This window comes from Psychrosphaera haliotis, assembly GCF_009728465.1.
Classification (GTDB): domain Bacteria; phylum Pseudomonadota; class Gammaproteobacteria; order Enterobacterales; family Alteromonadaceae; genus Psychrosphaera; species Psychrosphaera haliotis.
In genome coordinates, this window is sequence record NZ_WOCD01000005.1 from 439,930 (window position 1) to 463,455 (window position 23,526).

The following is a 23,526-nucleotide window of genomic DNA, read 5'->3' on the forward strand; positions in this document are numbered from 1 at the left end:
TAAGATGGGTCGGTTACAATTACCGGCTCACAAAAAACAGTAGGAAAATACAGTGAAATACGACAATTTAAAATTAGCCTTTCAATATGCCTTGCCTAAACATGGTATTTCCAAGCTTGTCGGTTACTTAGCAAAAGCTAAATTAGGTTTTGTTACCACGTTTTTTGTTAAAAGTTTTATCAAAGCTTACGACATCAATATGGATGAAGCTAAATATCCAGATCCAAAACACTATAAGACCTTTAACGAGTTTTTCACCCGTGAGTTAGCTGAAGACGTACGTACTATTGTTGATGGCGAAAACGAAATTGCACATCCAGTAGATGGCGCAGTAAGTCAATTAGGTAAAATTGACGATGGTCGTTTAGTACAAGCCAAAAATCACTACTACACCGCATTAGAGTTACTAGGTGGTTACGAAGATTTGGCAGAGAAATTTGATGACGGTGACTTTGCCTGTATCTATCTTGCTCCTAGCGACTACCACCGTTTGCATATGCCAGTTGCTGGCACGTTAACTGATATGATTTACGTACCGGGCGATGCATTCTCTGTTAATCCATTAACGGCTCAAAACGTACCTAACTTGTTTGCTCGTAACGAACGTGTAGTAGCAATGTTTGATACTGAACTTGGTCCAATGGCGATGGTGTTAGTAGGCGCCACTATTGTAAGAAGTATTGAAACCGTTTGGGCTGGCGAAATCACACCTCCTCGCGGTAAGTTTGTGAATCGTTGGGATTATCCAGCGGAAGGCGAAAAGTCTGTGAAACTAGAGCGTGGCGAAGAGATGGGCCGCTTTAAGCTTGGCTCAACGGTTGTTTGTCTTTTTGGCAAAGACGCTATTGAATTTGCAGACGATGTTGAAGCAGGCTCAACAACTCGCTTAGGCGAACTGTTCGCAACTAAAAAATCTAGCTAAATCTTTATGTCCGGTTTACTTCAACTCCACCTAGGTGTTTTATTACTAGGTGGTGCTGGGCTTTTTGCCAAATTAATTGATTTACCCGCTTTGGATATGACGGCTTATCGAGCCTTTTTTGCCGTTATATTCCTGGCTTTATTCATTCGTTATAAAAAACAATCCTTAACGCTTAAGTCAAAAAAAGATGCGCTGACCGCCTTAGCGATTGGTACATTGGCTGCTATCCATTGGGTTACCTACTTTTACGCAATTCAAATTACAACCGTTGCTATCGCCATGTTAGCGCTTTTCACCTACCCAATGATGACCGTTTTTATTGAGCCCTTATTTAGGCGAACTCACCCAACCAATAAAGATATGGTTTTGGGTTTAGCGGTTTTATTTGGTGTGGCTATGTTATTCCCAGATTTATGGTTTGGTGGAGAGTCATTAAGTGACGATACATTAATAGGCATAGGCTGTGGTTTAATTTCTGCGTTTTGTTTTGCGCTTCGTAACATCCTAGTACAACATAAATTTAGTCACTATTCTGGCGGCCAATCTATGTTCTTTCAATTTGTAGTGACTGCACTTTTATTGTTTCCAATTACAGAAACCCCAGCGCTTGATCTAACGTTTGAAACCATCGCTAAGCTAGTCTTGTTTGCTGTTGTATTCTCCGCTTGTGCGCATGCTTTATTTGCGTCTGCTATTTCATTGACCTCTGCAAAAACCGCCTCTTTGGTTGGTTGCTTACAACCGGTTTATGGAATTACCTTCGCATTTTTAATTCTTGCTGAAGTGCCTGCACTTGCTACTATTGGTGGAGGTTCCATTATTTTAGCGGCGGCAATTTATGAAACACAAGCAACAAAGAGAACCAAGCCCAGTTCACTACCAGCAAAGTAGCGACCGCTCTTTATGATAGTGTTTGCACACAGAGGTGAGTCCGCAATTCACCCAGAAAACAGTCAAGTCGCTATCCGTCATTGTAATGATCAGATGATGGATGGCATTGAAGTCGACGTTTTTGAAACCGAGAATGACTTTGTTATTTTCCATGACCGTTGGTTAACTCGTTTACTCAACATTGATAAGCACGTTACGCAACTCACCGATTATGACTTAGCGACAATAAAAGGTAATGACGGCGAGCCACTACCAACGCTTGCTTGGTTAATTGAATACTGTGCCCAATTTAGCTTCACGCTTAATATCGAAATTAAATATTTGAAGTCTATTCATAAATTTGAAAAAGAATTATCAAGGCTTTGTACTCAACACAACTTTGACCGTTCAAGACTATTAATTTCATCATTTAACCATCATTATTTAGAAAATATCGCGACACACCTGCCAGATCTCAAACTTGGTCTATTATTAGCGGTAAACCCAATTAATATTGAGCTGTTGCTAAAGGACTTTCCGCTGTATAGCGTCCATCTAGATATGGACTGTTTAAATAAAGCTTTGATACATAAAATCCAATCTTTTGGTTTAAAAGTGTTTGTTTTTACGGTCGACCACACTGAAGAGATTGAGTGGCTATTTAACGTGGGGGCCAATGGCATATTTGCTAACCACCCAAGACAAGCTTTTAATATAATTGAGCAGCTTAAACCAACACCTACTAGTTAGGAGAGCGTGTATGTCTATTAATTTGACGCCTAAGCCAGATCTTTGCTTTCGTTCTGAAACCGCTAGATTACTAGCTTTGAATGTAGCTCAAATACAAACCGGAATGCTAGATGGCGAAAACTCCATTGAGCAAATTGGCGATTCTTTTCAAGATTTAGCAAGCTTTTGTTTAAACATGCAAAATAAATCCGAGTGCCCTCCTGAACTAAAACAAGAAGCGGCATTAATGTACCAAAAGGTAAACGGGGCTATTGTTGCTTTTCAATTTTATGATCGCCTAGCGCAGCGACTTGATCATGTTCAAAAAAACCTTATTTTATTATCTGAAATACTTAGCGATAACGAAAAACTTGATAACCCTGACGACTGGCAGTGTTTGAGAACTAGAATTAAAAGCAGTTATAGCATCGATAGTGAAGTTGTTATGTATGAGGCAGTAATGAACGGTGCTACTATTACAGAGGCTATTGAAATATTTAAAAAAGAGCTCAATACTACTTCAAATGATGAAGCGATCGAACTGTTCTAAATAAGGAACGCAGTAAATGAAGTCCGCACCTCTGCACAAAAACGAATCAGCTCGTATACAAAAACTTTTGGAATACGAAGTTCTTGATACCGAGGCCGAAAAATCTTTTGATGACTTGACTGAGTTAGCTTCGGAAATATGCGGTACGCCAATTTCCTTAATTAGCTTAGTTGACCCAAACCGGCAGTGGTTCAAAAGCAAAGTAGGTTTAGGCGCAAATGAGACGGAGCGCGATATCGCTTTTTGTAGCCATGCCATTCTTCAAGATGAAGTATTTGAAGTTGAAGATGCAACAAAAGATGAACGCTTTTTTGACAATCCATTAGTCACTAGCAATCCAGATATTCGGTTTTACGCAGGCATGCCTTTAATTTCTCCTGATGGTCTTCCTATTGGCACCTTATGTGTTATCGACCGAGAGCCTAAAAAGTTAGCTGAGCACCAACGAAAAGCGTTGAAGATCCTTGGTAGCGAAGTTATTAGTAAACTTGAGTTGAGAGTTAAGACAAAACGTTTAGAGCAGGCGAATCAGTTCAAAACTGAATTTTTATCTAACATGTCTCATGAAATCCGTACTCCTCTTAATGCTATTTTAGGCTTCACTGATTTAGTATTAAATAATGCCGAAGAGTATTTAAAAACACCTATTGCTAAAACCTACCTAGAAAACATAGATTTCAGTTCGAAACACTTGTTGTCGATGATTAACGCCGTATTAGATTTAAGTAAAATTGAAGCGGGTAAAATGGAACTTGAGCCTAATCAATTTGATATATGCGACACGCTAGACAACTTATTAAACATGCTTAATGTTAAAGCTTCACAAAGTAACATTAAAATTGTTCACTCATATACGTCGGACAGTAATTTTGACGTATACCTCGACGCAGGCAAGTTTTCACAAATCGTCATTAACTTAGTGAGCAACGCCATAAAGTTTTCACCGTCCGATTCAACGATACAACTCAATCTAAAGATTGAAAATAACCTAATACTTATCGATATTATTGACCAAGGTATCGGTATAGCAGAAGAAGACTTACCGACAATATTTGACAAGTACCATCAAGTAGGTCAAAAAGCGCAGGAGGAACAGGCTTAGGCTTGAGTATTACGCTAGGTTTGGTTGAGCTTATGGAAGGTGAAATTTCACTAAAAAGTTCAGTTAATGTTGGTACCCACGTTAGTATTTCTATTCCACTGACTCCACCGCCAGCAGCTTCTGCAAATACAGAAGAAAGTATTGAAAAACCTATTCCAGAAGGACTCCGTATTTTAGTTGTCGAAGACAACATGATAAACCAGGTCTTGGTTAAGGCGATGTTAGAAAACTTAAATTGCGTGGTAACCCTTACGGACTTAGGAAAAGAAAGCGCCGAGCTGTATAAAAACCATGAGTTTGATTTAGTCTTAATGGATATTAATCTTCCTGATATTAATGGCTTTGAAGCAACCGAACTGATAAAAGCACATGACCCAGATAGCATAGTGGTTGCACTAACTGCAGATGTTTTTTCTCACGAAAATGAAAAACTCTTTAAACATAAACTTACTAAACCAATTTCGCTAGACGGACTCAAACAAACCTTGTCGGGTTTATTTGGTTAATTGGTTAATTGGTTATTTGAGCCATTTAAAAACGAATCTATCAATCTTTGTTTAGGTTTAGGTTTAGGTTTAGGTTTAGGTTTAGGTTTAGGTTTAGCAGCGAGAGACATCAAAGCTAATAACGTCCGCAATAGATTTTGCACCAACTTTTAGCATGAACAACCTATCGATGCCAACGGCAACGCCAGCACAAGACGGTAAGCCTACCGTAAGTGCATCTATCAGGTTGTGGTCTATTGGTTTAGCAGCTTTATTAATGCTTAGTCGTTGCTGATTGTCTTTTTCGAATCGTTGCAACTGCTCTACTTCACTTTGCAGCTCAAAATAACCATTCGCCAATTCTACGCCTTTAAAATAAAGCTCAAATCGATGGGATACTTGTTCATTTTCTGAATTCACTTTAGCTAATGCCGCTTGCGAAGATGGAAAGTCATAAACAAAACAAGGCTGCCAACTTTTACTTTTTGGGTCAAAACCAAGTGTAGGTTCAATTAGGATGCTGAATAACCATTGCAGCAACGTATCTTTGTTCGTTTCTGCCTCAACCCAATCGTCATTTGGGCTATGTGATAACACTACTACCTTTAACTCTTCCAATGACTCCTGCATTGGGTCTATACCTAAAGTCTCTATAAAAACCTGCTGATAATTGACTCTTAATCCGCGCTCACAATTAAGAAGATGTTGTAGCAAGTCATCAAGTTCATCCATTAGCTGATGTTCATCAAAGTCTGGCCTGTACCATTCAAGCATAGTGAACTCAGGATTATGAAATCGCCCAGCGGTTTCGTTTCTAAAAGCTTTAGATATTTGAAAAATAGGACCTGAACCGGCGCAAAGCAGTCTTTTCATAGCAAATTCTGGAGATGTTTGAAGATAAAGTGTTTTATTTTCGCCGGACGTATCGTGCTCAAAGTTTGTATTAAATGCATCTAAATGAACATCAGTAACAGTGCCCTGACTTAACAGTGGCGTTTCCACTTCTACAACATGACGACTTGCAAAAAAATGACGAATATCAGAGATAAAGGCCGCACGTTGCTTTAAAGTTTCGATGTTGCTGCTGGGTTGCCAAGAGGTGCTATTGTTCATATTTATGTTTCTTTGTAATCCGATACGTTAAATTAAAAACAAAAAAAGAGCCTCTACGCGACTCTTAATTTTTATGCACATGTTAATTTGTGCTAACTCATAAAGCTAAACGCACACTTTTAAAGGTACGCATTTAACTTATTAGAGTTATTTTTGTGCTCTACCAACATATTCGCCATTGCGAGTATCTACACGAATCACTTCACCCGTTTGCACGAATAAAGGAACACGTACAACCGCACCTGTGCTTAATGTAGCTGGTTTACCACCAGTACCAGCTGTATCACCTTTAAGGCCTGGGTCTGTTTCAGTAATTTCTAATTCAACAAAATTAGGCGGTGCTACTGCAATTGGGTTACCATTCCACAACGTTAGCGTACAAACGTCGTTTTCTACTAGCCACTTTACAGAATCCGCAACGGCTTTTTCATCAGCAGCAATCTGCTCGAATGTATCGTTGTTCATGAAGTGCCAGAACTCGCCGTCTGAATATAAGTAAGCTAGTTCAGTATCCATTACGTCTGCACCTTCAACTGATTCGCCAGACTTAAATGTTTTCTCTAGAACTTTACCGCTAACTAATTTACGGATGCGAACACGGTTAAAAGCTTGGCCTTTACCAGGTTTAACAATTTCATTTTCTAAAATATTGCAAGGCTCGCCGTCGATCATTAATTTTAGGCCAGCTTTAAATTGGTTTGTGCTGAATGAAGCCATGTCATCCTCTAAGTAGATTAATACCAAAATATAAGTGAAACGAATGATACAACAAGCAAACCTATCTGTTGAGCCCCAATGGCAAAAAGAATTGAAACAAAGCTTCTCACGACTGGATGATTTGCTGTCATTTTTACAAATAAGTACTGAAAATATAGACCAACACAGCGAAGCCAGACGCCTTTTTTCGATGCGCGTACCAAAGCCATTCGCTAAATTAATGATGCCAGGTGACATAGACGATCCTTTGCTAAAGCAAGTGATGCCTAGTGTTCAGGAGTTTGAGACCAAAGCAGGGTTTATTACCGACCCACTTGATGAACACAATTCAGCGCAACCTGGCTTATTGCATAAATACAAGTCTAGGGTGCTTATCATGTTCAAAACCGGCTGCGCTGTAAATTGCCGTTATTGTTTTAGACGACACTTTCCATATGCAGATAATTCGGTAAATAAATCGCAACTTAAACAACATTTACAATATTTAGAGGATCACTCTGAAATAAATGAAGTGATTTTAAGTGGAGGCGATCCACTAATGGCAAAAGACGATGCCACCTCATGGTTTGTATCGCAACTAGAGCTCATTCCAAATATTAAACGTTTACGTATCCACACTCGACTGCCGGTGGTAATTCCATCAAGAATTACACAAGCTCTTTGTGACATTCTTAAAAACAGCCGATTAAAAACCATAATGGTTTTGCACATTAATCATGAAAATGAGATTTCACCTGAGCTGGCCAATGGTTTACTAAAGTTAAAGCAAGCTAATTGCACCCTGTTAAACCAAGCCGTTTTACTCAAGAACATCAATGATAACGTTGCAACACAAGTCAACTTGAGTGAACGATTATTTGAGGTTGGGATACTGCCTTATTACTTACATTTATTTGATAAGGTTGATGGTGCGAGTCACTTCAACGTAGACGAGGCTGACGCTAAACGAGTTTATGGACAAATGTTAGTAGAATTGCCTGGTTTTTTAATGCCTAAGTTAGTGAGAGAAATAGGGGGAGAGGCCAGCAAAACGCCAATTAGCCTCTAACTCTCCCCTAACAACCTAGGATTACGATGGCGCATTAAGCTGTAAAGCCAGCACCAAATAACATTACGTTATGCGGTAATATTAATTGTAGTCCCTATTAGTCCACCTGTACTGCCAACAGAGGGCGTTGCAAGTTGAAGTTGAGCCGTACTTGCTAATAGCTGCAATGCGGCCTGACCTTCAATCTCCTGCGCACTTTTGGCTAAGTTAGCCGCCAATGCCTCGCCACCTTCCATTGCTTGTGAGGCGATTCCATTACTTGATGATGAAACGAACACAGTTTTTCTCCTGGTTTGTTTATTCAAGGTACCAATAAAATTACTTAAATTGGATGTCTCGCTGTTTAGCCTAGTTAATTTCGGTTAAACTAGCCACTATCAGTTATCGGAAAATGCAGGAAAATCTTGAGTGGAAAGTTTAATCGTTAGTCTTGAAGAGAATTTAAAAGAGTTATATCGCAAAGCCATCGACGCCGATAAGTCTATAGATGAATTAAAAAAACAGGGCCACGGTAAGTTTGGCAATATCTTTAAGGAAGAAGCCGGATTTAACTGCTCGGCTAAAAAGTTTATGCCTTACCTAGAAGAAACCGCTGAGCAAATTTTACAAATCAAAGAGTCTAACCAAACTCCAGCGATGCAAAAACATGAAATTGAGAGCGTAGTGAAAAAACTGCACGCGCTTCATAGCACTCTAAGCGAGTTTAAAGGTGCTATAAAGTAATCGTTAGACTGCAAAACAGGTTAATATTCGTTTTATAGCAGCAAGTTATTTCGTTGCTTTAAACATAAGAAGCGCTCGTTGAGCGCTTTTTTTATGCAGTTTATACTACGCTGGATAAGCTGCTTTTAAACCTTGGTAAACTTTGTCTTTGAAATCAGCTTGTGAAGCATCCGTTGAACGTAAAACGTCCATTAATACTTCATTGTCTTCTTTGCCATTCCAAATTTTAATATATTCGCCCGTTTTATAACCGTGATCTTGTCTAAAAAAGTTTAATACATTTTTACCGACGTAATGACGGAATAACTCATCAAAACTTAATTCACTTTGCTCCATCAAGCCTGCAAACGTAGCAACATCAAAACCTTTTGTAGCAAGCGTGTTAGCAACCATAGTTTCAATAGTTTCGGCAAACGATGCTTCTTTGTTTGGTGTTTTAAGTAACTCCTCAACACTATTTGCAATAACGTCTACAGACTCACCTGATACTAACCTAGCACTTAGGCCAAAGTGAAAAATGTCAATTAGTTCTAAGTGAACCTGTTCAATATCTGGCTGTTGGTGTTTCCACCACTTCCAACCATAGTGATCTAACATTTCTGCCAATTCAACCCACATAGCTCTATGCCAAGCAAAGCCCTGTTTGCGCCACTCTGGATGAACCTTTGTATTCATCTCATCTTGCATAGTCAACATCGTTAAAATTTGCTGTTGCATGATAAATTCCGTTATTTTATTTTTAATTATGCTCATAATAACAGAGCTATTTTTTTATGATAGATGGGCTTGTGAAGGTTGTATGAACTCCGTACACTCAAATAAAAATAATTAACAATATATGGAATTTAGACCTATGTTTCGCACCCTATTAGTCTCTGTATTATCCGCCAGTTTACTTATCAGTTGTGGTTCGGATGAATCAAGCAGTGAGCCTGCTCCTGATTATCCTGTATTAGCCAATGACAGCAGTGCAGCTATTGATGTTTCTAGAGGCAATTACGCTTGTTATGATATGACAACGAGCTTTGGCCTAATTAAACTAGCAGTTGATGAGAAATACGCACCGGCCACAGCCGAAAACTTTAAGAATTATGCAACGCTTGGATTTTACGATGAACTTATTTTTCATCGAGTGATTGCCAATTTTATGATCCAAGGCGGTGGTTTTGATGCCGAACTAAATAGAATAGAAACAGCAGATGCCATTGACCTTGAATCTAGAAATGGACTAAAAATTACCGTGGTCGTATTGCGATGGCAAGAACGTCAGCACCAAATTCAGCCACTTCTCAGTTTTTTATTAATACCGTAAATAACTCATTCTTAAACCAAAACGAAGCCAGTGATGGTTATGGCTATACAGTGTTTGGCGGTGTTATTGAAGGCATGGACGTCGTAGATGCAATTGAAGCTGTTAGAAACTGGCAGTGTTGGCGGTATGAGCAATGTGCCCGTGGAGAATGTATTTATTGACTCAGTAAGAGAAGCAACTTGTAGCTAATAAAAAGGCAAGCGACTTCTAGTTGCTTGCCTTTATGACTGCCTGCTTATGACTACCTGTTTGCCACAAGCGAGTCTTTATTCTCTTCCCAACTCTTGATGATTTTAACTAAATCACCAGAAAACCAATTATTTAACAGTCGCTTTTCTATTTTAAATGATTCCATACCACTAAACGCCTTGATTCTCTCACCCCTAGCGATGATGTGACGGTCTTGCAATCGGATAGGTCCTTTTAAGATAGGCTTTCCGTTTTGCTTTAATACTAGATTAAATGCAAAGGCAGGAACCGTACTTTCTTGAATAGCTCTCATCTTTCGCGTGATCTGAAAACTATGATCTACTGTACCGGCTAAATCTACATTAACAAATTCCATGTCAATGCTATAACCTTCTGGTAACTCACCTGCTAACTTTTCTATCTCCAACTCTAACTGAGTAAACACCTTTGTTCTAAAGTTATCTTTATGGTCGTCAGCAGAATCGATATCAACGTAATTATCTGGGTTTTTCCAAGTAACCGTTGCTTTTTTTTCATCGGCAAAAGCTGCTGAACTCATCAGCGAAATAAGAATAATTGAATGTAAAAATTTCATGAATCTCTCCTTGTTATCAACGGCCAAATATTAGCCACCATCAAGTTTGTTGTCAATTTGAATGCCCTTTAATTTACAAACATTTACACTTTGCTTTACTCGCCCGATTTTATTAAATTCTGAAAAATTTATCCCTGGTAAACCATTCTTTTAACATTCTTTTTTCATATCGAAGCGTATCTCCAGAAGAGAGTCGCCCAATTGAGCGATCCATAAATGCTAAGTCTTTTAGTTCGAAGTCTTGGTTTTGTATCACGTTGCCGTCTTTAAGAAGTTCTGCTTTAAAGTTTAAGCGTGGCCAGTCATGCTGCCTTACCACTCGAATCTCTCGGCTCATGTTAAAGTTATACTCTACTCGGCCAGCTAGATCGATATTAGTGAATACAATATTTAACGAATAACCTGCCGGCAGTTTTTTAGATAACTTTTGGATATAGTCTTGTAACTTATTTTGCAATCGCGAGGTAAACCGCTTCTGACTTTCATCACTCGCTTTAATATCGCGAAACTCTTTTGGGTTTTCAAAACTGACGGCTGACTTGTTAGCCTTTTCATTCGCTAAACTACCAAAAGACACGAACAAGCTAGTTGCGATAAATAAAAGATTAAAAATCCTCATGTTTTTCCTCTTGCGTTAAAGGTGAAACTTTCACATAGTCATACCATACTACATGGTTGAATCTAACTTAACAGGTTTGCCCTTCTCTATTAATACTAGTTCAAATTGGAATTCCTGTGTTTTCAAACATGCATAAGAACGTCTGGCTACTGATGTTCGCTCAAGCCTTAATGGGCTCTATTGGCCCTGTTGTTGTTTTTGTTGGTGGTTTTGTTGGGTTAAAGCTCGCCCCATCTCCTGTTTTAGCAACTCTGCCTATTGCTTGCATGATTGTTGGCATTGCTTGTTATATGTTGCCCGCCGTAAAGCTGCTCGCAACAATTGGTCGTAAAAAAGGCTTTTTGCTTGCTGCGAGTTGGGGGTTGATAAACTGCTTAATAACTAGTTATGCCATTTACTTACAGCACTTTTGGATGTTCTGTTTCACCATCTTTAACTTCGGTTTTATGATTGCAAACTCCCAGCAGTTCCGCTTTGCCGCTATGGAGTCTGTTAAAGAGCAACATGCCAGTGAAGCCATTTCTGTTATGTTGATAGCAGGATTAATTGCCGCTTATATTGGGCCCGAGATTGCCTATGTTGGAAAGGATATTTTCGACATTGAATTTGTCGGCTCTTTTGCAGTTATGTCACTTCTTTATATTCCTGCTTTATTACTTCTTTCAAAGTATGTGGATGTTCATAAAGCCACCAGCCAGGTTGAAGGCGAAGCTAGATCGTTAAAAACGATTATCTCCCAACCAATCTTCCTCGTTGCCATAATTTCTGCAACCGTTGCATTTAGTGTCATGAGTTTCATTATGACCGCAACACCTATCAGTATGCATGTTCATCATGGCTTTGATATGGCCGATACTAAATGGGTAATTCAAAGTCACATTATCGCCATGTATCTGCCTTCTTTTTTCACTGGCTCTTTAGTAAAGCGCTTTGGTCACAAAAAAATGATCATTTCTGGCGTTATTATCTTCTTTTTATGCCTATTGATCGGATTTTTAGGAAAAGAGTATGTTCATTACTGGGCGTCATTGGTACTGTTAGGTGTTGGGTGGAACTTTATGTTCATATCTGCAACATCCTTGCTTCCCAAGAGCTACGAGCCAGAAGAACGGTTTAGAGTGCAAGGGTTTAACGACTTGATAATGTTCTCTTGCCAAGCCATAGCATCGCTCTCCGCTGGGTGGGTAATAAAGTCGTACGGTTGGAATAGTTTGCTAACTATGTGTATTCCACTGCTACTGTTAACTCTGTGGATAGTTTATGTTTGGCAAAAAAGCAGAAAAAATAATAATAACGTTTAGGATTTTTAGATGGAATGGTTAATTAATGTAACAGCCGCATTCTCCAATTTTGTATGGGGAATGCCAATGATAGTGTGGCTTGTTGGCGGCGGTATCTTTTTCTCAATATACTCGCGGTTAATTCCCTTCCGTTACTTGTCTCATGGCATCAGCTTACTAACAGGCAAGCATGATCATGATTCAGAAAAGGGTGACCTTACTCACGCGCAGGCACTATCGGCAGCGCTAGCCGGTACAGTGGGCATGGGTAATATTAGTGGCGTGGCACTCGCAATTACCGCTGGCGGTCCAGGTGCGGTTTTCTGGATGTGGCTAACGGCATTACTAGGTGTTTCCACTAAATTTTTCACCTGTTCACTTGGTGTTATGTATCGTAAAACAGATGAAAATGGAGATGTTCATGGTGGTCCAATGTACGTCATCATGGAAGGCCTTGGTAAACGTTGGAAACCGCTTGCACTATTGTTCGCATTTGCTGGCTTGTTTGGCACTATTCCATCGTTTCAAGCTAACCAATTAACGGCTGCATTTAGAGAGGAATTGGTTCCCGATAGTTGGGTTACTAACCCAATGATGTTCAATGCCATTATAGCGGTTGTTATTACGGCCCTTGTTGCCGGCGTAATTTTAGGTGGCTTAAAACGCGTTGCTTATGTAACGAGTCGTTTAGTTCCTATCATGGCTATTAGTTATTTCTTAATGACACTTGCGGTTCTGTTTAACCATTTACCTGAGATACCGGCCATATTTTCTAGTATTTTTGTGCAAGCTTTTAAAGCTGAAGCAATATCAGGAGGTATTTTAGGTGTCATCATTATTGGTGTTTCACGCGGTGTGTTCTCAAACGAAGCCGGTATTGGTACTGAAGTTCTAGCACACGGTGCAGTTAAAACGGACGAGCCAATAAGAGAAGGTTGGTTGGTATGTTAGGTCCAATGATCGATACGCTATTAATCTGTACTTGTACTGCTCTCGTGATTTTAGCATCTGGCATGTGGCAAGACGTTGAAGGTGTTAAAGGCGTTGAACTGACCATGCAAGTGTTTGGTCAAGAACTAGGTTTAGTTGGCCAGATACTGCTCGCTATTCAAATTCTGTTCTTAGCTGCATCAACCATGTTTACCTATTGGTATTACGGTGAAAAATGTTTTGCCTTTATGGTAGGTGACAAAAATGCCCACTTATATAAATGGTTCTATCTATTGTCTATCGTTGCTGGTTGTATTGTAACGCTCGACGTTGTGTTTAATTTCATGATTGGTATGTATGGCTTAATGGCTATTCCAACAATGCTTTCTGCGTTCCTTTTAGCACCAAAAGTAAAAGCCGCAGCTAAAGTTTATTTTGCTAAATTGGACGCTTAAAAAATGAAACGTGATGAGAAACAACAGTGAACAAGTCACTAATTGGTGTTATTGCTGCACTTATTATTGCGGTCACCGTTGTTTTTCTTTGGGAAGTTAAAGTGAATGATTTTTCAACGAAAAATTATGAGCCTAAATACACTCAATGCGAAAACGTTTACGTAAGAAAAAGCCCGCATCCTTGTAATGCGGGCGATCTTATTTATATTGATGCGGATGTTGCACATCGATATTGTACCAGCAATATCATCGCCCGTTTTGACGACAGCATATACTGCCAGTACAACGGCTTTAGAGACGACTTAGCAGAAATAACGTCATATTAATTAAGCCGCTACCCCGCCATTTATCTTTATAATTTAGCCACTAATTTAAATAGTTTCTTTTTAAGCGATGTATAAGGTGCATATCTGATTGGTGCATCTGCCCAAAAGCTACGATGCATAATTGGCTTGAGGTGACTAAACGTATCAAATCCCCATTTACCGTGATAACTCCCCATGCCCGAATTGCCTACACCACCAAATGGTAAGTTATGGTTCACCATGAATATAACGGCATCATTGATACATAAGGTGCCAGAGCTCGTTCGCTGAGTGACTAATTTAACATTCTTATCATTGTTGCTGAACATATATAGCGCCAATGGTTTTTCACGACTGTTAACAAAATCTATTGATTCTTGTAGCGACTCCACTTCGATAATTGGCAACACAGGTCCAAAGATCTCTTCTTGCATCACACCACTGGTTAAATCAGGGTTTAACATCAGTGTTGGTTCAATATACTTTTCATCGCGACTAACCTGTCCACCATGCACAATCGTGTCAGATTCGGCAGCAACATACTCAGATATACGGTCAAAGTGACGCTGATTAATGATCCTGCCATAGTCTTGCGACTCTTTTGCAGACTCACCATACTGCTTTAATAATGACTGTTTTAAAGCTTCAATTAACGCTTTTGAGTGTTTGCGCTCAACTAGCACGTAATCTGGTGCAATACAGGTTTGCCCGGCATTTAAAAACTTTGCCCATATCAAACGATCGGCCGTCACTTTAAGATTTGCGTCGGCGTCAATAATGCACGGACTCTTGCCACCAAGCTCTAGGGTAACAGGGGTTAGATGTTCACTGGCCGCACGCATCACTATCTTCCCAACGTTTTCACTACCGGTATACATGATGTAGTCAAATCGGAGTTTTAATAGCGCTGTAGTTTCTTCAACACCACCTTCATAAACGGCGATAGCACTGGCATCCATATATTTAGGAATTAAAGTAGCAAGCAGTGTTGATGTTGCCGCAGCAAGTTCTGATGGTTTCAATACAACACAGTTACCAGCGGCTATAGCAGCCACCATAGGACTTAAAACTAGTTGCAATGGATAATTCCATGCTCCCATAATTAACACAGTACCGTATGGCTCTGGACGTATAAAGCTTCGACCAGGTTGCGCTAACATTGGTGTGGAAACGTGTTGCGGTTTGCTCCAAGACTTTAGCTGCTTAATAGAGTGCTTAATGTCTTTTAATACATATTGATATTCAGAAACGTAAGCTTCAAATTGACACTTACTAAGGTCAGAAGATAGCGCGTCATATATTGCATTTTCGTTTTCCATTAACATTCTTTTAATGCTAACAATTGCGACTTCCGCCATGACAGAGGTTTTGTTTTACCTTCGTTAAAAGTAGCTTGTAGCGTATTTAAAAATTCCATCGTTTCCCACTTAGTTATCGTTGGCAATGCCCGCAAAATACGGTACTGCGCTGTCCTAATCTTATTTCTTTTAGCTTTTGGTCACACTTTACACACGCTTCGCCGCTGCGCCCATAAACTAAAAGTTCTTGCGCAAAATAGCCCGGTTTACCGTCGGTTTGTATAAAGTCTTTAAGCGTTGTTCCGCCTTGCTTTATGGCGTTCGCCAAAGTCTCTTTAATATGTTGAGTAAGAACTTCATATCGTTTTTTCGATATCTTCCCTGCCGCCCGATTGGGATGTATACCAGCCTTAAACAAACTTTCGTTGGCATAAATATTACCTACGCCAACCACAACATGGTTGTCCATTATAAAGTTCTTCACAGCAACTTGTTTGTTTCTGGATTTTTCGAACAAATGAATATCTGTAAAGTCGTCGGTTAATGGCTCAGGGCCAAGTTTTCCCATTAATTCATGCTGTGTGTCTGGCGCCTGCCATAAACAAGCTCCAAAACGACGAGCATCGTTTAATCTAAGTACCGCGCCATTGCCAAATTCAATATCAATATGATCGTGCTTTAATAATGGTACCGACTTATCAACGACTCGCAAATTACCTGACATTCCCAAGTGCAAAATAATACTACCTACTTTGGTATTTAATAACAGGTATTTAGCCCTTCGACTCACTGAGTCAACCACTTGTCCTTCTGCGCTTTTCACATCATCGGGAACCGGCCAACGCAAGTTAGGGTTGCGGATTATCACTTTTGATATTTTTTGGTCGGTAATGTGAGGTGATATACCTAGCCGACTGACTTCTACTTCTGGTAATTCAGGCATCTAAAAGCTCTCTTGGGATAAACTGAGGTAGCATCGAATACTTTAACGCATACCAATTTCCCGTCATTTTGTTTTGTACGTATACGGACTGCTCTTGGTGATCGATGACAAATTCAAAAATTAAACCCTCTTCGTTACCCGCTAACCAAACTACAACAGGCAATGACACCGCGCTGTCTAAAACTAAAGGCACTGACTCAATTTGCTCAAGAGGTTGTTGAACCCATGTGTCTACGTATTCCTCAGGATTGGAGATAGTCGCTGTAGGGATTTTACTTAACACTCGCCAACTCGCCCCTAACCTTTGAATTTCAATACCACTAAAGTCGATAGCTTGCACTAGCTTAGAGTTTGGCACCAAAGGCTCAACAGCCATTTTTTCTGAGTTTGTAGCAAACATATTACTCGTGTAGTTAAACAGAATAATCATAAATAAACAGGCGAAAATAAGAACGTTGTTCCAGCCTTTTTGAGAAAGACGCATAAGATTGATTCTTCTTTTTAAATAAGATTCTTAAAGATTAGCAACTTATAGGAAGAAAATTAAGGAAAAGCTGTGAATGAGGGATTTGAAGATACAAAAAACCCAGCACTTGGCTGGGTTTTTAAAACTTTTGCAAAAGTTTCAATAGAATCAATTTAAAGCTTACTTAATTTTAGCTTCTTTGAAGATCACGTGCTTACGGATCTTTGGATCAAATTTTTTGATTTCCATCTTTTCAGGCATTAACTTCTTATTTTTATCAGTTGTATAAAAATAACCAGTTCCAGCCGTTGAAACTAAACGAATTTTATCACGCATGATTTAGTTCCTTAAACCTTTTGACCAGCTGCACGCATATCTGCAAGCACTGAATCAATACCATTTTTATCGATGATACGCATACCTTTAGTAGATAAACGTAATTTAACGAAACGCTTCTCACTTTCAACCCAAAAACGGTGAGTTTGTAGGTTAGGCAAGAAACGACGTCGTGTAGCATTGCGAGCGTGTGAACGGTTGTTACCAACTGTAGGACGCTTGCCAGTTACTTGGCACACTTTTGACATGTCAATTTACTCCAAAACTTAAATTCTGACGCCAATCTAATTAACCCTTACGGCTAATTATTTGCCCGGGCATTTGAAAGGGCGCAATTTATACAGAATTTGACGCTAAAGATCAAGTTAATTCGTGTTCGCACCTCGAAAAACTCGATATTGGTCTTTTTACAATCAAAATCTGGAAAATATAACGTCAGAGTGACTAATTTAGTGGCGCGTATTCTACTTTTTTTTCGGCAACAGTACAAAGAAAAGATCACTTTTACTGGCTTCATTTCAAATTAAATTCACTTCGCCACTTTAACTAACGGATATTTAAACGAAAACCTAGATGAACAACGAGATCTTTCACTGTTCTCCTAATAAAGTACTAATCAACTTGGTAAGGAGTTTCCAGCCTAGCTTTTACTTCTCTAAAATGCTCTTGCTCGTTAGATAAGTTATTCCAACTTTGTTTGATTAAATATTCATTGGCTAAATAATCTAAGAACTGAACACGTAAAATAGGATCAAAGTTCCAGATCTTAAGTTCAGTGATCGCATCTGCTAACTCTTTGGGCGATTGGCAGTGCTTTACCAGACCTTGAATATTTAAAAAGGTATTGCCTAACGTGATCACTTTTTTGTTCAACAATAATGCTTCAATACCTACAGTTGAGTTTATTGTTAGTACAGCTTCGGACTCTTGAATGAGTGATGACGTTTCATTGTTATTTGCAAAAATAATTTGTGGATTTTTATGGTGTAAATCTACAAATGAGCGCGGCCAAGATGGATGTTCTTTAACGACAAACTTTACGTCCGAATCCATAAAGCTAACTGCTTTTTCGAGTTCTTCGTAAAAAGCTTCCATTGATTTAATCCATGGTGAGTGACAAACAATCTGGGTGTCATTCGGCACTTGAAATGGAACAAAGATAAATCGTTCTGGCAATGTCACTTGGGCATCATCAGATTTCCGATTCTTATGTGGTGCTCTTTTCACTAAATTAGACGACAACTCACTTTTTTCAGTGGAGCCTGAGTCCCAGTTTAAATAGAAGTTTGCATCTCTAGGCATTGAATTTAAAGCGTTCACACCTTTTGGATCAAGTACTGTTGTATTTGGAAGCAACCCGTTTTCAAACAATTGAGTTTTGATACCGCATGCTTTGGCGACTTCATAAGGTGTTTTATTTGGTTGCTTCATGCCATTCCAGACAATGACAGTATCGATATCATGACTAGAGAAATAGCTAAAATAGTAACTTGCTCTGCACTTTTCAATAAAACGATAGTAACGAGTAATAGCACCTAGCAATATAGGGTTAGTATTTAGAATTGGGTGCCTAACTTTCTTTCTTTCAACATGTACATTAACTAGGTCATCTAAATCAAGGTCATTAACTTGTGAGAAAAATGATGGTCGAGGAAAAGCGAAAAACTTTAGTTTTTGTAGGTGAGCCTCATCGCCTAAGAATTTCGTAAGCTTACGATAGTAGCGATAATGAGACGATACCCGCGATATAAACAAATATTTAATTTTTTTCATATACCTAATTTAAACAACCTAACCTAAAAAAAGAGTTCTTTTACTCATCATTAGAATAAGATTCTAAGGAGATGATCGACGTAAACAAGCTTTTTTTAATATTTCCGTTATATTCTAGGCGTTTTACGATATTATGATGCTTCAAATTTCTTCCGCTTAACTCTAAATCCTAACAAGATGACATTAATGACAAAACGAAACATTGCCATATTTATTGATAGCCTTGGCGGCGGCGGCGCTGAGAAGGTAATGATAACGTTAGCGCGACAAATGCAGTATCAAGGTCATTATGTTCACTTTTTTATCTTAGAGCCTCGTATTGAATATACGGATAAGAGTTTAAATTATAGCGTTTTGTACGAAACCACCTGCCATCGTAAAAGTACTTCGACGGGTCGGTTAAAGCAAACAGCAAGAGACATGCAGCAACTTGTCTTACAAACGGAAAAAAGTGTCGGTAAATTTAATCTTCACTTGGCTAACCTTGACCCTTCTTGCCAAGTTGCAAATCTATGTTCATTTAAAAACATTTACTACGTTTTGCATAATGCCATGGCCCAAGAAATTAAAAGAGAAGGTAAGTTGGGCCCGTTAAAGTTATTCAGAAAGCTGAGGCAGAAGAAAGCTTATAACAACAAACATATTGTTGCTGTAAGTGAAGGCGTAGCTCAAGAAGCACTATCTGGAAAGCTTATAAAACCAGCTAGCGTAACTACAATTTATAATCCGATTAATAAAGCTGAGATTGTAACCGCTTCTGAAGCAACAAACCCTGACATCCCTAATGAACCTTACCTTATTCACGCAGGTCGAGTTGTAAAACAGAAGCGTCATGACATTCTTTTTAAAGCGTTGAGATTAGTCCCGGATATAAAACTAGTATTGCTGTGTAAAAATATACCTAAGGCACTCAAACTTGCAAAACGTTATGGTGTCGCTGACAGAGTAATTACGCCACAGTTCCAAGACAACCCTTATGTTTGGATTAAAAATGCGAAAGCTTTAGTATCAAGTTCAGACTTTGAAGGTTTAGGGATGAACCTGATCGATAGCCTTATATGCGGTACACCTGTTGTGAGCACAGACTGTGACTTTGGCCCTAATGAAATTTTAACCGGTAACCTTGCTGACTTTTTAGTGCCAACCGGCGATCATAAAGCGCTAGCGGATAAAATAAATCAAGTACTGAAGTCACCTCCCACAATAGATATCAATGAAGTGAGTGAAAAATTTGGACTTGAACAAGCAACACAAAAGTATTTAGAACTCATAAAATAAAACTAGTAATAAGGGGCGTCGTTTATTGTTAATTTTTTTGCGACGTTTCTGTGATTCAAAAAGTTAGATCAATCCTCTTTCAGCAAAGCTCACCACTTCTTCATTACCAATAATGAAATGGTCTAGAGTCCTCACGTCAATGAGTAACAGCGCGTCTTTTAATCTTTCCGTTAACCTAATATCCGATTGGCTTGGCTCACTAATGCCTGATGGATGATTGTGCGCAAAAATAACAGCGGCTGTATTGTGTTTAATTACTGTATCTACAACCACTCTTGGGTAAACGGCTGCAGAGTCAATCGTGCCCTTAAACAATACCTCACTTTTAATAACACGATGTTGATTATCCAAGTGCACCAGTACAAACTGCTCATAAGGCTCATCTCTTAATAACCTATGTAAATAAATGCGAACCGCCTGTGGCGAATCTAATAATGTATCGCGCTTCATTACCTCACTAAAATATCGATTTGAGAGTTCCAAAACGGCTTGAAGTTGCACAAACTTAGCCTGCCCCATGCCTTTAATTGCAGTAAATTGTTCAACGTTAGCGCTTAGTAATGCATTGAGTGAACCAAATTCATGAAGCGTATGGTTAGCCAAACTAACGGCATCCATTCCCGATATGCCAGTTCTAAAAAATATTGCTAAAAGCTCTGCATCGGATAATGAACTAGCTCCTTGATTGAGTAATTTTTCTCTTGGTCGGTCGGATAATCGCCATTGTTGTATCGACATTTTGCCTCCTTGCCATTGATGTGAGTTTTTTATGGTGAAATGGTTTCAAAACCGATAAAGTAAGCACCTAATTTGAATATAAAATATAGCCTGCTTTAGGTTAACAACCACTCAAAGCGACCGATATATGTCAGAACTGAACCATAAACGCATTTTATTAATTATCAGTGGCGGAATTGCTGCCTATAAAATGCCGGAATATATTCGCCGAATAAAAGAGCGAGGCGCTGAAGTAAAAGTGGTCTTAACTTCTGGCGGTAAAGCTTTTATCACCCCTTTGACCTTGCAGGCAGTTAGTGGCGAACCAGTTGCTGAAGATTTGTTAGATCCAAACGCAGAAGCGGCAATGGGTCATATTGAATTTGCCAAGTGGGCAGACCTAGTTATTGTTAGTCCTGCATCGGCCGATATGCTGGCAACCATGAGAGCAGGTTTAGCCAATAATTTAGCAAGTACGCTATTACTTGCCACTCCAGCCCCAGTTGTTGTTTGCCCAGCCATGAACCAACAAATGTATGCCCATGCAGCTACCAAAGAAAACTTATCAGTATTGTCCTCTCGTGGAGTCCATATTTGGGGACCCGCTGTTGGTGGACAAGCTTGTGGAGATGTAGGTGCAGGCCGCATGATTGAGCCAAGTGAAATTGTTGAACGCACCGTTTCAATGTTCAAATCAAATACAAAAATATTAGCTGGTAAAACAATCACAATTACCGCAGGTCCAACTCGCGAATCAATTGACCCAGTTAGATATATCTCAAATCATTCAAGCGGAAAAATGGGCTTTGCCATTGCTGAAGCTGCGGCAGAGCTAGGCGCAAAAGTAAATCTAATTGCTGGTCCGGTTTCTCTTTCAACACCAAGAGATACGCTTCGTTATGATGTTCAAAGTGCCCGAGAAATGCATAACGCAGCGTTAGAATTAGCACAACAGTCAGATGTATTTATTGCTTGTGCCGCTGTTGCCGATTATCGACCTGAAATTTGTGCCGACCAGAAAATAAAAAAGAATGATGACGACATGACCGTCACTATGGTGAAAAATCCAGATATCGTTGCTGATGTAGCAGCACTAAATAAAAATAGACCTTTTGTAATCGGTTTTGCGGCCGAAACACAAGAGGTAGAAAAATATGCATTAGGGAAACTTACCAAAAAGAACCTAGATATGATCTGTGCAAATGATGTATCCGTATCTGGTCAAGGGTTTAATTCTGACAATAATGCGTTAAAAGTATACTGGAATGATGGAAGTAAGGACTTACCTCTGAATTCCAAAAAACACCTGTCTTATGATTTATTAGACGTCGTGTTTGAGCAGTTAAATAAAGTTTAATCATTAAATTATCAATGTGCGCCGAGGGGAAGTATGCCTGCAGCTAAAAAGGGTAACCGTAAAGAGCAAATTCTACAATGTCTTGCTGAGATGTTAGAAAGCCACGCGGGGCAAAGGATTACAACAGCTAAACTAGCCGAGAAAGTCGGTGTTTCTGAAGCTGCGTTATATCGACATTTTCCAAGCAAAGCGAGAATGTATGAAGGGTTAATTGAATTTATAGAAAACACTTTATTAAGCCGTATTAACGTTATTTTAGAAAAAGACAAAACAACGGAAGGTCGCATTCAGAATATCATGAAGCTAATTCTTGGTTTCGCAGAAATGAATCGTGGCATTACTGCTATTTTAACTGGTGATGCACTTTTAGGTGAGCATGACCGATTAAGGGAACGTGTTGTGTCTTTGTTCGAGAAACTTGAAACACAATTTAAGCAAGTTTTACGAGAGCGTAAACTTCGTGAAGGCAAAAGCTTTCCAATTGACGACGCTGCTTTAGCTAATTTATTGTTAGCTTACACCGAAGGTAAAATGAATCAGTTTGTACGTTCAGGATTCACTCGTAGCCCAATGGACGGGTTCGATACACAGTGGCAAGGCTTAAAGATGTTCTGGTAGGATCCTTCTTATAAGCAATAATAAAAATAAAAAAGCTTATTATGCAGTACTTTTTAAAATTTTCAGGTTACCTGCTAGTACTATTGCTAGCAGGCTTATGGTTAAAACCCCAAGCTACCTTTGATAGCGTGCCGGTAATGGCACATCCATGGGTGTTAAAATCGACGGAATTAAACGAGAGTTTAAGGCCGCAGAAGCTACAAAAGTCTACAAATGGTCACTATCAATTTAGCGCCACATCAGAATTGATAAATGTAACACCTAGAATGCTACATTGGTTTTATCAAAATCAAATTCAAAATAAGCTAACCTTTAATGGTCAAAGCTTACCTTGGTTTAAGCTTGCGCAACCTCGAACCCTCAGTAATCTTTTTATTGTCACTTCGCCTGAGCCCCAAAATAACCGCCTTTTACACGGAGTTGTCTTTCAAGAACAATCCAGCTTTGACGATGAGCAATGGCAAATGCGATATAAAATTCGCTCTTTTGGCGACGAAGGCCTAACGCTTGACGTTCTGCATGCTGGTTATGCTATTGGAAGTATAGAATACAAATATACTGCGAATAAAAATGGCACCTCTATACAAATAAACGGTAGTATGGGCATGAACGTACCAATAATAGGTGGTTTTGCTAATTTCTATTTGTTTAACAAGGTTTATCCATCAAGACTTTTAGACGACTGGTTTAAGAGTACACTAGAATCATACAGACATATGGATCAGTTAATTCCAATTTTATATTCACAAAAACACAAAGCATCTTATTCTATTAATTCATAGTTTTTTAGAGACGG

General features: G+C 39.1%; 25 protein-coding genes and 3 pseudogenes. 15 read left to right on the forward strand and 13 right to left on the reverse strand.

Annotated features, from left to right (window positions below):
• Window positions 1-52 precede the first annotated feature (52 nt).
• The 5 genes and pseudogenes from asd to GNP35_RS12630 all read left to right on the forward strand — a co-directional run bounded on the left by asd (window position 53) and on the right by GNP35_RS12630 (window position 4,679).
• Complete coding sequence (gene asd, locus GNP35_RS12610) at window positions 53-922, forward strand: archaetidylserine decarboxylase (RefSeq protein ID WP_330997811.1); 870 nt, start codon at window positions 53-55, stop codon at window positions 920-922.
• A 6-nt stretch (window positions 923-928) separates the two neighbouring features.
• Complete coding sequence (locus GNP35_RS12615; protein WP_155696448.1) at window positions 929-1,813, forward strand: DMT family transporter; 885 nt, start codon at window positions 929-931, stop codon at window positions 1,811-1,813.
• Between the two features lie 12 nt (window positions 1,814-1,825).
• Complete coding sequence (locus GNP35_RS12620) at window positions 1,826-2,542, forward strand: glycerophosphodiester phosphodiesterase (protein ID WP_155696449.1); 717 nt, start codon at window positions 1,826-1,828, stop codon at window positions 2,540-2,542.
• Between the two features lie 10 nt (window positions 2,543-2,552).
• Window positions 2,553-3,071, forward strand: a complete 519-nt coding sequence (locus tag GNP35_RS12625; RefSeq protein ID WP_155696450.1) for a hypothetical protein — start codon at window positions 2,553-2,555, stop codon at window positions 3,069-3,071.
• Window positions 3,072-3,087: 16 nt separating this feature from the next.
• Window positions 3,088-4,679, forward strand: a pseudogene (locus GNP35_RS12630) (GAF domain-containing hybrid sensor histidine kinase/response regulator).
• Window positions 4,680-4,772: 93 nt separating this feature from the next.
• Here the strand turns inward: GNP35_RS12630 and epmA are convergent.
• Window positions 4,773-5,771 carry an elongation factor P--(R)-beta-lysine ligase gene (epmA, locus tag GNP35_RS12635; protein ID WP_155696451.1) on the reverse strand — a complete coding sequence of 333 codons (999 nt, stop codon included), beginning with the start codon at window positions 5,769-5,771 and terminating at the stop codon, window positions 4,773-4,775.
• A gap of 147 nt (window positions 5,772-5,918) precedes the next feature.
• Window positions 5,919-6,488: an elongation factor P gene (gene efp / locus GNP35_RS12640; RefSeq protein WP_155696452.1), complete on the reverse strand. Its 570-nt coding sequence runs from the start codon at window positions 6,486-6,488 to the stop codon at window positions 5,919-5,921.
• A gap of 43 nt (window positions 6,489-6,531) precedes the next feature.
• On the opposite strand from efp, the gene epmB reads away from it, so the two are divergent.
• Entirely contained in the window at window positions 6,532-7,536 is a 1,005-nt protein-coding gene (gene epmB, locus GNP35_RS12645; protein WP_155696453.1) for an EF-P beta-lysylation protein EpmB, read from the forward strand.
• A gap of 68 nt (window positions 7,537-7,604) precedes the next feature.
• Here the strand turns inward: epmB and GNP35_RS12650 are convergent, their stop codons facing one another.
• Window positions 7,605-7,814, reverse strand: a complete 210-nt coding sequence (locus tag GNP35_RS12650) for a hypothetical protein (RefSeq protein ID WP_155696454.1) — start codon at window positions 7,812-7,814, stop codon at window positions 7,605-7,607.
• Between the two features lie 130 nt (window positions 7,815-7,944).
• Between GNP35_RS12650 and GNP35_RS12655 the strand changes: the two genes are divergently transcribed.
• Window positions 7,945-8,259, forward strand: coding sequence for a prephenate dehydrogenase (locus GNP35_RS12655; protein ID WP_155696455.1), 315 nt, complete (start codon window positions 7,945-7,947; stop codon window positions 8,257-8,259).
• A gap of 105 nt (window positions 8,260-8,364) precedes the next feature.
• On the opposite strand, the gene GNP35_RS12660 is transcribed toward GNP35_RS12655, so the two are convergent.
• Window positions 8,365-8,976: a dUTP diphosphatase gene (locus GNP35_RS12660; protein WP_155696456.1), complete on the reverse strand. Its 612-nt coding sequence runs from the start codon at window positions 8,974-8,976 to the stop codon at window positions 8,365-8,367.
• 295 nt (window positions 8,977-9,271) lie between these two features.
• On the opposite strand from GNP35_RS12660, the pseudogene GNP35_RS12665 reads away from it, so the two are divergent.
• Window positions 9,272-9,760, forward strand: a pseudogene (locus GNP35_RS12665) (peptidylprolyl isomerase).
• A 52-nt stretch (window positions 9,761-9,812) separates the two neighbouring features.
• Here the strand turns inward: GNP35_RS12665 and GNP35_RS12670 are convergent.
• On the reverse strand, window positions 9,813-10,355 hold the full coding sequence (locus GNP35_RS12670) for a DUF3016 domain-containing protein (protein WP_155696457.1): 543 nt from the start codon (window positions 10,353-10,355) through the stop codon (window positions 9,813-9,815).
• A gap of 112 nt (window positions 10,356-10,467) precedes the next feature.
• Window positions 10,468-10,974, reverse strand: a complete 507-nt coding sequence (locus tag GNP35_RS12675; protein ID WP_155696458.1) for a DUF3016 domain-containing protein — start codon at window positions 10,972-10,974, stop codon at window positions 10,468-10,470.
• Window positions 10,975-11,090: 116 nt separating this feature from the next.
• Between GNP35_RS12675 and GNP35_RS16370 the strand changes: the two genes are divergently transcribed.
• The 3 genes and pseudogenes from GNP35_RS16370 (at window position 11,091) to GNP35_RS12690 (ending at window position 13,965) form a co-directional block, all read left to right on the forward strand.
• Window positions 11,091-12,275, forward strand: coding sequence for an MFS transporter (locus GNP35_RS16370; RefSeq protein ID WP_155696459.1), 1,185 nt, complete (start codon window positions 11,091-11,093; stop codon window positions 12,273-12,275).
• 66 nt (window positions 12,276-12,341) lie between these two features.
• Window positions 12,342-13,639, forward strand: a pseudogene (locus GNP35_RS12685) (alanine/glycine:cation symporter family protein).
• Window positions 13,640-13,665: 26 nt separating this feature from the next.
• Window positions 13,666-13,965 (forward strand): hypothetical protein, encoded by a 300-nt coding sequence (locus GNP35_RS12690; RefSeq protein ID WP_155696460.1) that lies wholly within the window; start codon window positions 13,666-13,668, stop codon window positions 13,963-13,965.
• Window positions 13,966-13,991: 26 nt separating this feature from the next.
• On the opposite strand, the gene GNP35_RS12695 is transcribed toward GNP35_RS12690, so the two are convergent.
• The 6 genes from GNP35_RS12695 to GNP35_RS12720 form a co-directional block, all read right to left on the reverse strand.
• Window positions 13,992-15,263 (reverse strand): aldehyde dehydrogenase family protein, encoded by a 1,272-nt coding sequence (locus GNP35_RS12695; RefSeq protein ID WP_330997812.1) that lies wholly within the window; start codon window positions 15,261-15,263, stop codon window positions 13,992-13,994.
• A gap of 112 nt (window positions 15,264-15,375) precedes the next feature.
• Entirely contained in the window at window positions 15,376-16,185 is an 810-nt protein-coding gene (gene mutM / locus GNP35_RS12700) for a bifunctional DNA-formamidopyrimidine glycosylase/DNA-(apurinic or apyrimidinic site) lyase (RefSeq protein ID WP_155696461.1), read from the reverse strand.
• Window positions 16,178-16,669, reverse strand: coding sequence for a hypothetical protein (locus GNP35_RS12705; protein WP_155696462.1), 492 nt, complete (start codon window positions 16,667-16,669; stop codon window positions 16,178-16,180). Before GNP35_RS12705 ends, mutM begins: the two co-directional genes overlap by 8 nt.
• Before the next feature lie 162 nt (window positions 16,670-16,831).
• On the reverse strand, window positions 16,832-16,987 hold the full coding sequence (gene rpmG / locus GNP35_RS12710) for a 50S ribosomal protein L33 (protein WP_105050859.1): 156 nt from the start codon (window positions 16,985-16,987) through the stop codon (window positions 16,832-16,834).
• 11 nt (window positions 16,988-16,998) lie between these two features.
• A complete protein-coding gene (rpmB, locus tag GNP35_RS12715; protein WP_155696463.1) occupies window positions 16,999-17,235 on the reverse strand; it encodes a 50S ribosomal protein L28 in 237 nt (78 codons plus the stop codon).
• Window positions 17,236-17,599: 364 nt separating this feature from the next.
• Window positions 17,600-18,760, reverse strand: a complete 1,161-nt coding sequence (locus GNP35_RS12720; protein WP_155696464.1) for a capsular polysaccharide export protein, LipB/KpsS family — start codon at window positions 18,758-18,760, stop codon at window positions 17,600-17,602.
• 186 nt (window positions 18,761-18,946) lie between these two features.
• Here GNP35_RS12720 and GNP35_RS12725 point away from each other — a divergent pair, with 186 nt between their 5' ends.
• Window positions 18,947-20,038, forward strand: coding sequence for a glycosyltransferase (locus GNP35_RS12725; RefSeq protein WP_196492518.1), 1,092 nt, complete (start codon window positions 18,947-18,949; stop codon window positions 20,036-20,038).
• 63 nt (window positions 20,039-20,101) lie between these two features.
• Here the strand turns inward: GNP35_RS12725 and radC are convergent, their stop codons facing one another.
• The gene (gene radC / locus GNP35_RS12730; protein WP_155696466.1) at window positions 20,102-20,776 is read right to left on the reverse strand and encodes a RadC family protein; all 675 of its coding nucleotides are present in this window, start codon (window positions 20,774-20,776) and stop codon (window positions 20,102-20,104) included.
• Between the two features lie 127 nt (window positions 20,777-20,903).
• On the opposite strand from radC, the gene coaBC reads away from it, so the two are divergent.
• Genes coaBC through GNP35_RS12745 form a run of 3 tightly spaced genes read left to right on the forward strand, consistent with a single transcriptional unit; the run spans window position 20,904 to window position 23,512 of the window.
• The gene (coaBC, locus tag GNP35_RS12735) at window positions 20,904-22,112 is read left to right on the forward strand and encodes a bifunctional phosphopantothenoylcysteine decarboxylase/phosphopantothenate--cysteine ligase CoaBC (RefSeq protein ID WP_155696467.1); all 1,209 of its coding nucleotides are present in this window, start codon (window positions 20,904-20,906) and stop codon (window positions 22,110-22,112) included.
• Window positions 22,113-22,145: 33 nt separating this feature from the next.
• Window positions 22,146-22,730 carry a nucleoid occlusion factor SlmA gene (gene slmA / locus GNP35_RS12740; protein ID WP_155696468.1) on the forward strand — a complete coding sequence of 195 codons (585 nt, stop codon included), beginning with the start codon at window positions 22,146-22,148 and terminating at the stop codon, window positions 22,728-22,730.
• A 41-nt stretch (window positions 22,731-22,771) separates the two neighbouring features.
• A complete protein-coding gene (locus tag GNP35_RS12745) occupies window positions 22,772-23,512 on the forward strand; it encodes a hypothetical protein (RefSeq protein ID WP_155696469.1) in 741 nt (246 codons plus the stop codon).
• Window positions 23,513-23,526: the final 14 nt, after the last annotated feature.